Annotated in this window: 8 protein-coding genes and 3 pseudogenes; 4 read left to right on the top strand and 7 right to left on the bottom strand. The window is 45.5% G+C overall.

All coding sequences use genetic code 11. From position 1 onward, the window contains the following. Positions 1–40 precede the first annotated feature (40 nt). The 7 genes and pseudogenes from ACR9Y8_RS26085 to ACR9Y8_RS26115 form a co-directional block, all read right to left on the bottom strand. The gene (locus ACR9Y8_RS26085; RefSeq protein ID WP_481216195.1) at positions 41–580 is read right to left on the bottom strand and encodes an RNA polymerase sigma factor; all 540 of its coding nucleotides are present in this window, start codon (positions 578–580) and stop codon (positions 41–43) included. A gap of 205 nt (positions 581–785) precedes the next feature. Continuing rightward, positions 786–3,404: a glycoside hydrolase family 2 protein gene (locus ACR9Y8_RS26090; protein ID WP_481216196.1), complete on the bottom strand. Its 2,619-nt coding sequence runs from the start codon at positions 3,402–3,404 to the stop codon at positions 786–788. 114 nt (positions 3,405–3,518) lie between these two features. Then, entirely contained in the window at positions 3,519–4,529 is a 1,011-nt protein-coding gene (locus tag ACR9Y8_RS26095; protein ID WP_481216197.1) for a helix-turn-helix transcriptional regulator, read from the bottom strand. A 324-nt stretch (positions 4,530–4,853) separates the two neighbouring features. Further along, on the bottom strand, positions 4,854–5,423 hold the full coding sequence (locus ACR9Y8_RS26100) for an RNA polymerase sigma factor (RefSeq protein ID WP_481216198.1): 570 nt from the start codon (positions 5,421–5,423) through the stop codon (positions 4,854–4,856). Positions 5,424–5,446: 23 nt separating this feature from the next. Next, positions 5,447–5,821 (bottom strand): hypothetical protein, encoded by a 375-nt coding sequence (locus ACR9Y8_RS26105; RefSeq protein ID WP_481216199.1) that lies wholly within the window; start codon positions 5,819–5,821, stop codon positions 5,447–5,449. Positions 5,822–5,974: 153 nt separating this feature from the next. Beyond that, positions 5,975–7,171 carry a FecR family protein gene (locus tag ACR9Y8_RS26110; protein ID WP_481216200.1) on the bottom strand — a complete coding sequence of 399 codons (1,197 nt, stop codon included), beginning with the start codon at positions 7,169–7,171 and terminating at the stop codon, positions 5,975–5,977. 6 nt (positions 7,172–7,177) lie between these two features. Beyond that, positions 7,178–7,603 (bottom strand): annotated as a pseudogene (locus ACR9Y8_RS26115) (sigma-70 family RNA polymerase sigma factor); the annotation flags it as partial. Positions 7,604–8,377: 774 nt separating this feature from the next. On the opposite strand from ACR9Y8_RS26115, the gene ACR9Y8_RS26120 reads away from it, so the two are divergent. From ACR9Y8_RS26120 to ACR9Y8_RS26135, 4 genes and pseudogenes are all read left to right on the top strand, one after another. After that, positions 8,378–8,599: an STN domain-containing protein gene (locus ACR9Y8_RS26120; protein ID WP_481216245.1), complete on the top strand. Its 222-nt coding sequence runs from the start codon at positions 8,378–8,380 to the stop codon at positions 8,597–8,599. 365 nt (positions 8,600–8,964) lie between these two features. Next, positions 8,965–9,258, top strand: a pseudogene (locus ACR9Y8_RS26125) (TonB-dependent receptor plug domain-containing protein); the annotation flags it as partial. After that, positions 9,174–9,353: pseudogene (locus tag ACR9Y8_RS26130) on the top strand (TonB-dependent receptor plug domain-containing protein); the annotation flags it as partial. The pseudogenes ACR9Y8_RS26125 and ACR9Y8_RS26130, both read left to right, overlap by 85 nt. Positions 9,354–10,205: 852 nt before the next feature. Further along, positions 10,206–10,619, top strand: a complete 414-nt coding sequence (locus ACR9Y8_RS26135) for a hypothetical protein (RefSeq protein WP_481216201.1) — start codon at positions 10,206–10,208, stop codon at positions 10,617–10,619. Positions 10,620–11,936: the final 1,317 nt, after the last annotated feature.

The following is an 11,936-nucleotide window of genomic DNA, read 5'->3' on the forward strand; positions in this document are numbered from 1 at the left end:
ATATTTAATCGTTGGTAATGGGAAAAGGTAACACAAGCTGCTAAACATTTTTGAGCTTCCCGCGTAAGATCTTCAAAGCGCGGCTGATCTGGTTTTTCACGGTTTGCACGTTGATGCCCATCTCTACGGCAATGGTTTTATGGCTTTTGCCCTCCTGGTAGAGCAATTGAAAAGCTTTCCGGGACGCGGGTGCAGAGATTGCACTAATGGCATTGCTGAGCTGCTGGGACAATTCCTTTGTTTCCAGCGGTACCTGGTTAGTACCGGTGTCTTTGATGTATAGATAGTGCCTGTTGAAATGTGATACTGTTTTTGTTTTCCGGTGCTTATCGATGCATTTGTTGCGGGCAGCGCGGAAAAGATATTGCTTGAGCGGGATGTCCGTCCGGATAGTGGATTTATGTTGCCATATCCAGGCAAAAATATGCTGCACGATATCCTGGGCTTCCTCGTGATCTTTGAGGCGGTAATATGCTTCCAGGTACAAGGCGGATCTGTACTTGTTGAATAATGCTGTGAAGGCTGCTTCATCACCGGCTTTCAGTTGTGCCAGTAAACATTCATCACTTTTTGGTTGCATAAGCTTTTTGCGATATTTACTTACATGACAATTCGTTCAATTGTATAGGTGTATGTCCCGGGCGTTAAAAAAGCTAAATGAAGGTATGAAATTATGCGAATATTTCCGCTGCCTGCTAAAACGAAAGGGCCGCTGGAAAGCGGCCCTGTGTTTAAGAATCTATTGGTGAGAATAAAACTATAGCCAAATGGATATTTACTCATTATTACTTCCAGGTGCGCTCGCCCCGTTTCATCTTCTCCAGGTTCTCTTTTAGTGAGGCGTCGGGCGCCATGCTCACTGCCTTTTCCTGCTGCCGGATCGCGTCTTCCGTTTTACCCAGTTTGTACAGCAGGTTAGCATAGGTATCCAGGTATGCCGGCTGCTCGCCCGCTTTCAGCGATAGTTGGCTCCAGGCCAATGCTGGTGCCAGCAGGGAGGGGTTCTCTACCCGTTCAAATGCGGTCCATGCATATTGATTGAGCTCATCGGGGCTCAGGTTCTGACCATATTTGTGCACATATTCATTGGCCGCCTTTGCAAAATTTTCCCAGTCCTGCCTGTTCAGGAAATGGATGGTTTTGGCCCGCAGCAGGATCTCTTCGCCGGGCGCTCCGTAGCTGCTTACCCTGGTGGCCAGCATATCCCAGTCGGGCGAAGCGTTTGGATTAGATACGTAAGGCTGGATTTCATCCTGGTAGATAAGATTCATCATTTTCACATCTGCCTGGCGCATGCCCAGGGTGCGGTTGATCTCAGCGGCATTTTGCCGGATGAGCGCGAAACCGGCATCTTTTGTACTACCCGTAACCTGTAATACATAACTGAGATCTTCAGCAGAATAGGGCGATTGCAGGCTCGCGATATAATCGGCGCTGGCCCTGCGCACACCCAGCTTGTCGCCGCTTTGTTGCGCCGCCATTGCCAGCTTTCGCAGGAAAGCAGGATCTTTCTTCCCGTCAACATACTGCTGCAACAGGCGGCTGTATAATATACCTGGATCCGTGATATCCGCAGCCTTTGCCGTTACTACCGGTATATTGCCTGCAGTGGGCAACAACTGGCTGTGTATCTTCCTGAGCGTTTCAAAGGGCATCTTAATTACTTCCCGGTCATAGGTTATCAGGCCGTTCTGTTCTCCTTCCACATCAAACGGCTGTGTATATATGGAGCCGGCGAGGCCTTCTTTTTGCAGCAGCTGCAGGTGCTGGTTCATGATCCTGTACTTGCCTTCCAGGGCGGAGGGCGTTACCTGGATGTATCCCCAGGCATTCATTGGGTTCCACTGGTGATCCGGGATAAATACCCCTATGCCACCGAACTCGCCGAGGATACGTGCTTTGCCTGGCAGGCCAGGTGCATTCATCGGATCAGGATAGGAGTGCACATCTGCTATATCCGCGCTTACCCAGGCGTTAGGGGAGGGACTGCGCAGCTTTTCGTTCACATAGAGTATTTCGCCGGAGTGGCCATTGATCAACCTGGAAGGGTCTTTTTGTTTTACCCATTCTGTCAGGCGTTGCTGATCAAAGGCGCCCCATTTTTCGTTAAACAGTACCCAGGTAGTGATGCAGGGATGGTTATGTAATTGCTCCATAGTAGCTGCCACTTCCTTTTCAAATTCCTCTTTTGCACCCTCCGGCATGTGGTGGGGCGGATTTACAAAGTCCTGCCATACCAGCATGCCGAGCTTATCGCAGTGATAGTACCAGCGGTCTGGCTCTACTTTGATATGCTTACGGATGGTATTAAATCCCATCGCTTTTATGGCCTTGATGTCAAACGTCAATGCCTCGTCTGTTGGGGCGGTATAAATGCCTTCTGGCCAGAAGCCCTGGTCCAGGGTGCCGAGGTTATAGGTGTATTGGTTGTTCAGGAATATCCGTTCAAATCCTGCTGCGTCTTTCTTCACTTCCACTTTCCGCATGCCGAAATAGCTTTTTACTTCGTCAAGGGTTTTCCCATCTTTTAGCAGTTGCACTTTCAGGTCATATAAAAACGGGGCGTCTGGGCTCCACAGCCTGGGCCGCTTAACCGGCAGCTGAATAGTAGTGCCGGGGGCGCCTTTGGCGGTGCTGACGGTTTTTCCTTCAGTACTGGCGGTGAGTAATACTTCAGCATCCGAAGGCGCTTTTACGGTGACGTTCAATACCTGCTGGTCGATATCAGGAGTGAGTTTAATGTCAGTAATAGCAGCAGCGGGGATCACTTCCATCCATACTGTCTGCCAGATGCCCGTACAAGGTGTATAATAGATATCTGCGGGGTTGAGCACTTGTTTACCATGCGGGTTGGGACCCTGGTCTGTTGGATCGTATACTTTAATGAGCAGTTCATTGTTGCCTGCCTGTAAAGCATCCGTAAGATCTATGGAGAAGTTTTGATAACCGCCGGTATGTTCGCCCACTGGTTTGTTATTCAGGTAAACCGTTGCCTGCCAGTCTACCGCGCCAAAGTTCAGCATTGCCCGTTCCCCGTTTTTTAGGGCTGGCCGGGCGATGGTCCTTTTATACCAGAGGTTCTGATGGGGGAGGACTGCTTTTTTTACGCCGGAGAGGGCGGATTCTATAGGGTAAGGCACCAGTATGTCCCCGTCATAATGAGCAGGAGGCGCTGCATCTTTAGGTGTAATGGCATATTGCCAGAGGCCGTTCAGGTTTTGCCATTGGGCGCGCGCCATTTGCGGCCTGGGGTACTCCATCAAAGTATGGTGGGGGCCTACTTCCCTGGCCCAGCGTGTCTGGATGCCTACGGGCTGCATTTTCCAGATGCTTTGCGCGCAGAGGTTGATCTGCAGCAGCGCCAGGAATGCCAGCAATGAAAGGGGCTTGCTTAATTGGCTCATTTTAAATGATTGGTTGATTGGTGATGATCTACATAGTATTCCCCCTCGGCATTGCCGTCAGGGGATTTATTTAACAACGCGGAGCGTATAAAAAGTACTATCCCTGCTGCGTAATTATCTTTCCGCTCTGCGCCTGAATCGTTCAGGATGCAGCTTTACTTCATTGGGCGACCAGCCGGTATAGTTCCGGAAGGCCCGTGAAAAATTAGATACGTCGGTATAGCCCAGCTGCTGTGAAATATCTCTTACAGGATCTATGCCCAGCAGCAGCAGTTCTGCTGCTTTCAGCACGCATTGCTGCTGTACGAATTCCCCAAGAGACACCTGGCAGTGTTTTTTGAAATGTTGTTTCAATGCGGATGGGCTGATAAAGAATTTCCGCGAGAGGTTCTCCAGGCTGCATTCGTGGATATGCGGGTATTCGCTGATATACTGCTTTACCGCCATCATTATCTTCTCTGTTTTGGACGCATGAATGTTTTCCAGGTCATTGGCCTGTGTCAGCTCTTCATCGTAGGCGCTGAGCAATCCATAGATGTGCGCTTTCATTTCCAGGTATAATGAGGGGCCGGTTTTCCTGCATTGATATATTTCATGAATGATATTTCTCACCTTTCCATTCATCTTTGCGGGCCTCAGCAGCTCACCTGTTTTATGCTGGCCGTGCAGCATATCCAGCATTTTTTGCAGCTGGGGATGAGCGCCCAGCAACTCCTGCAGCCAGGCGGGAGCGAACTCTATACGCAGCGATTCACTGAGGCCTTTCTGCGGTTGTAAGCTATGCCTGCCGGCGGCTATATGAAAGAGGTTGTACCTGGAGGGTTCCAGTACTAGCTCTTCTGCGCCGCCCAGCCGGGATATAATCCTGCCCTGCCTGATATACTGCAGGGCGATAGTGGGTGTGTCCCGGCAGGGATAGAGGGTTACGGGCCAGATGAAATTAAATAAGGTTGCATGGATCTGGTAGTCCGGTGTGTTCAATACCTGTGTTATGATCATACCAAAATCATAGGACGTACACTGGGCATCGGCCCAGGGCGCCAGCAGTCCTTTTAAACAATCAGGTACCGGTACAATGCTGCCTCCGCGGCCATTAAGCGCGGTGCTTTGAAAGGATGTCTGCATATGCGTTGATCAAACAATGAAAAAGGTCTTTCATCTCGTTTAACATTGATGGCCACCCAGCGCTGGAGGATGCTTGGGGGCACGGGAAATGATCCGGTCACTCTTCTGGTTATCAGAACTCTCCAGTCAGTATCGGTGTTGTGCCTTTTAACAGGATGTATTACATAAGCTCGCTGGCTTTCAATTACCGGCTTCGTTACCGGCTGGGATTATAAACCAAATTACCTAATGATACTGCAATGTTATGACAGGAGCCTGGAAATCAACATATTTTTTAATGGAGCTAATTTGGACAAGAGGGGCAGACCGGCGCTATGTGCGCATTTACCGGTAATCCTGCAGCAATGTTTTCTGGCTGCGAAGAATCTTTATGCCCTGTTGGAGTTGTTCTTTAATAGTATTGTAGCTGATCTCCATGTCGGCCATTACCTGTTGCCTGTCTTCTTCTTTCAAATAGATGCATTCAACTACCTGCCGGCGTCTTGGAGATTTTATGCAGGTCAGTGCCCGGTTCACCCGGTCAAAAAGTTCTCGTTTTTCAAATGTGGCATTGGGTTGTTCTATCAGCATGTTTTCGTAAGCATATGCATGGTGGCGTTCGTGGCGGCGCTTCTGGCGTTTTATTTCATCGATGCTGAGGTTTCTCGCTGCGGTCAGTAAGTAGGGTCTTAATGTCTCCATCCCGAGGTTGGCTATCCGTTCCCGTTGTATCCATAGTTTAGCGAAGACATCCTGTGCTATGTCTTCGGCTATTTCGTCATCATCAAGGATCTTACGGGCTTTTTGGTATACAGCACTGTAGTGCAGGTTAAAGAGTTGCCTGAATCCCCAATCGGATTCTTCAGATAATTTTTTTATTAAGAAAGATTCGGGAGCGGGTTTGGGTGAGGACATAGAATGTTGTCTGTTCGTAATAGTTAAATAAGCCGGTCATTCAATTCACAATCGTGGATGGCTTCTCTGTCCAGGATATATTCTATTTGGTGGATGTCGATACCTTCAATGTTCCGGTATGCCTGGATGAACAGGTCGTGCCAGTTGATCATAGCATTCCTGGATGACAGTGTAAGACCGCTGCTGAATTTGAGAAATAACCTGTCGATTCCAGGGACAAGGAGATAGGGGCCTTTTTGGTGACATAGTAGTGGGTGAAGGCTTGAGTCTTGCAGCAAGTTTGCTGTTCGCCCTGGCATTTGCCGATATAAACGTTCCAGGAATACATAATCCATTAGCGGTTGCGGCAGGTCCAGTATCCTGGCCATTGTACCGGACAATTGTTTTGGGTACATCATGAATATCAGGTTAAGGAATTACAATCACATGTAATAAAAGCCAATCAATAGCTTTTCATAGGATAGTATATAAGCCCCAGCCTCCATTATGGAAGCTGATGGGTGTCGACCACATTGAAATTTGTTAATTCCCGGCCGTTAAGACTGCTTTGGTTATTTTAAATGTAAAACTCCCTGCTCATCGTAATAATACCCGTTCACAGATTTTGTTGTCTTTAGTATTGCCAGAAAGCTTTCCAATGGCTCATTTCTATTTAAGGTGCCGGAGAACCTGTTGCCTGCCAGCGACTCGTTATCCATTGTAATATGTACACCGTACCACCGGGGAAATACAGTGCATATTTCCCTGATGGTGGCGTTGTGAAAGTAATGCATTCCTTCGCGCCAGCTGAGCACTTCGTCCTCATCAAACGGGTGAATGCTGATACTTTGCTGATCACTGGCATAGGTTACTTGTTGTCCCGGCTTGATGCTTACGATGTCTTTTTGTGTTTTTACCTTTACCAGGCCTTGTACCAATGCAACACGGTAAACGCCGGAATCGTATGTATTAATGTTGAATTCAGTGCCTAGTACCAATACGGATGTTTCATTCGGGTCCTTATCTTTATCGGCGGAAGAAGAGTTACTACCTGACAAATGAACAATGAATGGTCTTTTTTCGTCTTTAGCCACTTTGAGGAAGGCTTCCCCGCTAAGGCTGATCTCCCGGCGGCCTTCGCTGAAAGCAAAGGGGAAGCGCAAGGTAGTAGCTGAGTTCATCCAAACCTCTGTTCCGTCTGACAACTGCACTTTATAATCCAGGCCTATTGGCACTGTTAATATATTTTCTGCTGCCGGAGCGCTGGCTGTATTCCTGATAGAATAGGTCAGGGCCTTTCCTGCATTATTTAAGGTGGTAGGGCCCAGCTGTACTTGTCCTTTATTAACAGAAAGATCTATGGTTTTGCCACTAGCCAGTTTGAGCTCGATGGCTTTCTTCCCGTTTTCGGCGATTGGTTGGGTGGTTGCTTTATGGGAATTGCCGGTAAACAGGAACAAGCCACCAACAATAGCTGCAACCGACGCCGCTGCAGCCGCCGCCCACATTACGCGACGTATGCCTACCCGTTTTACAGCCTTTTGCTGTACGATGGGCGCAATATCTTCCCATTGAGGCCCGTTTCTGAAGCGCTCAAAATTGCTGCTGAGGTCCTCCTGGGTGAATTTCCCTCGTACCTTGTCCCATTTCTCACGAACATGGGCATCCCGTTCAATAAGGTCATCCAGGTATTGTGCTTCTGTTTCACTTATTGAGCCTGCTAATTTCCGGATCATCAGCACATGTATATCTTCACGTTGAGGCTGCATATATACTTATGACAATTTTTTATCTGGTAATGTCCTACTCCCAATAAAATTTTTTCGTAAAATTTTGAGCGCCCTGGTTATTTGGTTTTTAACGGTGCCCTGGCTAATACCCATTTTATTGGCTATTTCTTCCCTGCTGAGCTGCTCAAAATAGGCTAACTGGAATACTTGAGACGACATGGGGGCTTGTTTGGCTATTGTGGAGGATACCTGCTGGCGAAATCGCTGGCTTTCGATGGGGAGAGAAGGAAGTTCATAATCTGGGTTAACTAACATTTGCTCATAGCCTTTGCGGCGAACGTCATTGCTCCTTAGTTTATTTAAACAACGGTTTTTGACAGATATATATAGGAAGCCTTTTATAGATGAGTTGATACTTAGGTAGAGTTGCTTTTGCCAGAAATCAATAAAGAATTCCTGCACTACATCCTGGGCTTCTGCTTCAGTCTTCCAGAATGCTGTATGCGTACATTATTAATTCAGTTCTGTACCGGTTATAGCACGTTTCTTAATGCTTTAACATTCCCAGTCAGTAACTCTTGCAATATTGAATTGTCCGTTGACGTCGAACATTCACCAAAAAGTTGTTGTAACTCCCCTTGTGATAAAATAGTTTACTGTATGGTCATTGTAAGGGAACATGTGGGAGGCGGTTGCCTTCAGCAACTAAGAACATTCGTCATTCACAGAACAAACCTAAAAAAAATTCATTAATAGTTTTTAAGATTTTCGAATGATGATCTTAAGTTCATATGGGTGGTGATAAAATAGTTATGGTTCTAAGAATAATATATGATCATTCCGTTAAGCGTTGAGGTACAATTGGGATATACCTTCAGCTGCTTCTATAAGTTAGTACTTTTTCCCGTAGAAACCGCTGATGTTAACGGTGTATTAACATAAAAATATTTTTTAAGATGAGTGTGACGTCCGGATATTTGCGCGTGTCGTATTATGGTAGGAAATGATAACGATTGTCCAATTATCGCTATCCCTAAAATCGCTTCTGAGGTTGTATGCTTCGGAGGTAGTAGGAACCGAACTAGTATTCTCTAACTAAAACTAACTCGCGTATGAACGGCTTACTACGGAGGGGAACTATTGCCGTGGATTCCTGCTTGCTTTTATTGTAGCCTGTGTTTGCTTTTCGGCCATAAATGCGCAGGCGGAATGAGCAAAGGCAGAAATACTTCACGCTTAAAGCGAATGATATTCCATTACAAAAGGGTGCTAAAAACTATTCAGAAACAAACCAAACTACAGGTATTTTATAACAATGCTGATTTTAATGACCAGGAGAAAATTACGATTGCATTTAATAATACGCCTATTGACGAAGTAATGAACTTTTTGCTTCAAGGGAAAGACCTCAATTGGAAATTGGCCGATGATGATAACAATTGTGACCACGTGAGGAGGCTTCTCTAAGAAAAAAAAACGTAGGCTACCCACAGAAAATCTACAGTAGATACGGCTCTGTAGCCTTATTCCTACAGTGATAGGTGACAGTTCCTAGATGCAGAGGATAAGCCAGGATTACCTGGAGCTGCAATTATTGTAACAGGCGAGTGGTGAGGGCACTGTCAGCGATGGGGACGGTGTCTTTTGTACTGTCGAATGTAGGCGTCAATTCTGCAATTACAATTCGGTCTATCGGTTCACAGCGCAGAGAGAGGTGTTGGTAGGAGGTCGAACACTTCAAGTGCAGATGGAGATGTCAGTGAGCGAGTTGGATGACAGTGATGGTTGTGTGGATATGGTGAGGACGACACAACAGATTAAATACTGGGCGGCCTATCGTTACAATCAGTGCTAAGGAAATCGAAAAGCGTCCCGGTATGAATGTATTGACTGCACTTAAAGGACAGGTTCCTGGCATGGTAGTAACGCCCAACTCAGCGGATATGCAACTTCGCCTTTTTTCAGTTGAAATTCGTGGAAGATCAGTCATTAATCCTGCACTTCCGGCGGAACCACTCTATATTATCGACGGCGTACCGTTAACTGTTTTATCATTAGGGGGCTCCGAAGCGGTGCGGAGCAATCTAACGGATTTATACAGAATGGTTTGCCCTTGGACCTGCTAATGGTAGAAAGCCCTTTGTTTAGCATTAATCCAGCGGATATTGAAAGTATTAGTGTTCTTAAGGACGCAGATGCGACGGCAATATACGGATCGTGAGAGAGCTGCGAATGGTGTAATTCTTATTAATCCCAAAAAAGGTAGAGTTGGGAGAACAAAATCTGATGTAAATATCTATAGCGGCACAAGCACAGTAACAGGTCGTTATAAGTTATTGAATACTCAACAGTATATTGAAATGAGAAGAGAAGCATTCAAGAATGACGGCATTACACCAGATGCAGGGAACGCATATGACTTGCTTCTTTGGGATACAACGCGCTATATCTGATTTGGCAAAAAGAGATATGGGGCGGAACGGGTCACTTTCTGTGATGTACAAACCAGCCTTTCTGGGGGGGATGAGAAGAAGTACTTTCCGAATCGGAGGGGGATATCAACGGCAAACTAATATATTTACACGTAGCGGCTCCGATCAACGTGCCTCGCTCCAATTTAATCTATCTCATCGAAGTGTAAACGAACGACTTAAGCTGTCATTAACAGCCCAATATTCAAGTTCAAAATCTGATTTAACTGCTGTGTCCGCAGCCGTCTTGCTTCCTCCTAACGCCCCTGATGTTTTAACATCTAGTGGCTATTTAAATTATAAAGCTTGGCGGCCTGTTTCAGATTTAGTCTATACCTTGAGCCCAATTCTTCAACCATATGAATCGAAGACTGGATTTTTCTAAATGGCCAATTTTCTTTGGAGTATCAACTGTTGAAGAATTTAAGCTTCTCAAGCCAATTCGGGTATTCGACATTTCATGTTTCACAAATGTCAATTAATCCTATGATCAGCTCAGGAACCCGAGACTGATCATTCCTAAGGGGTCGAGTCAGTTTGGGAATAATAATGGTTACAATACCATTGTTGAGCCGCAGATCGAATATAAATCCACAATTGGGATGTTTAATCTAAACGCTTTAATTGGTAGTTCTTTACAAGTAGTTTCCCAAGATGGTAACACTATAATAGGGTCAGGGTATATTAATGATCATTTACTAAAATCCATAGCAAACGCGCCAATAAGATCTGCTACAGATGTATTTGGGCAGTATAAATACAATGCTTTATTTGGGGAGGGTCAACTTGAACTTCGCAAACAAATTCATATTAAACCTGATCTGCCCGCCGCGACGGCTCGTCTCGGTTTGGGCCGGGGCGGCAATCTGGCGATTTTTGGAGCTGTAGGAGGAGCTTGGATATTTTCCGAGCATAAATGGTGGAAGAATAATTTGCAATTTATGAGTTTTGGAAAATTCAGAAAGGTAGTTACGGAACCACGGGCAACGACCAAATTGGTGACTATAAGCGTTTGATCTTCGGACTTCATCAAACACTTTACCTTATCAAAATATTCCTGCCTATTTACCTGTGGGGTTTTTGCAAACCCGGGTTTGCAATGGCAGGTTAATCGGAAGTTGGAGGGCGCAATTGATCTTGGTTTTTTGGGAGACAGACGGTACATGGAAGTGGCTTGGTACAGAAATCGTTGCGGAAATCAATTAATTGAAAGTTTATTGCCAAGTCTAACAGGATTTAACTCCGTAACAGCTAATCAGAATGCAACTGTTCAAAATGCGGGAATCGAAGCCATATTGAAAGCCAAGTTGATTGTTAAGCAAGACTTGGAGTGGTCTTGTTCTTTTAATATTGGAAAGAATGTAAATAAGCTTATATCATTTCCAGGACTAGAAGAATCACCTTACGCGTCTGTATTTGTTGTTGGTAAGTCTCTTAATATCATTGAATACTTACACTACACTGGTGTGGACCCTGAAACCGGCCAATACACTTATTTCGATAAGAATAAGGATGGGCAAATAAACCCCTACCCCAATGATAAAGCTAACAACGATTTGTATAGTAGGGATCGTAGTGTGCAATTTGACGGAGGATTTCGGACGATATTAGATATAAGGGGCTTCAATTGGATTTATTTTTTACATTTCGTAAGCAGGAACTGTCAACGGGATTGTTCGGACAGATACCAGGCACAATTGGAGCTCTGTCTAATCAATCCATTGACGTATTAAATCGCTGGCAAAAGCCGGGAGATAATGCAAAGTATGCGCGTTACACAACTACACCTCTAACCTCCGACTATCTCTTTGGTGCATCTGACGCGGTTTATGCTGATGGTTCATATATACGATTTACAAATATGTCCTTGGCTTATGAGCTGCCTGCAAAGATCCTAAGTAGAGCCAGAATACAGCAATGCAAAGTCTACGCGCGAGGGGAAAATTTATTTGTTATTACCAAGTACCCTGGCATTGACCCGGAGGCCACCAGTGTTGGTGCTTTGCCTCCCGCCAAAGATGTTTACATTGGGTTTGCAGGTTAGTTTTTAGAATTAACCGGTATATCATTTTATCGGCTAATGTTAGGAGAACTGCTGACGTTTACCGATTTCAGATATTGGGTAAGAGGTAAGAGTTGAATGGTGCGGATGCAAAAGGGATTAGTAGGAATAAAGGTTGCACAATATCTCAACACGCCAAATTTAACAGAATATTCTACCGGGAGGTTTTCATTCAAAGATGATCGGCAAAATGGTCAAGTGTCGTGTATTCGACTATGAGAATCGAAGGGGATATAAGGGAAACCGGTTTTTTAATTATAAACTTAGTTAC

The sequence above is a fragment of the Chitinophaga sp. SVR4-12A genome (assembly GCF_056754765.1).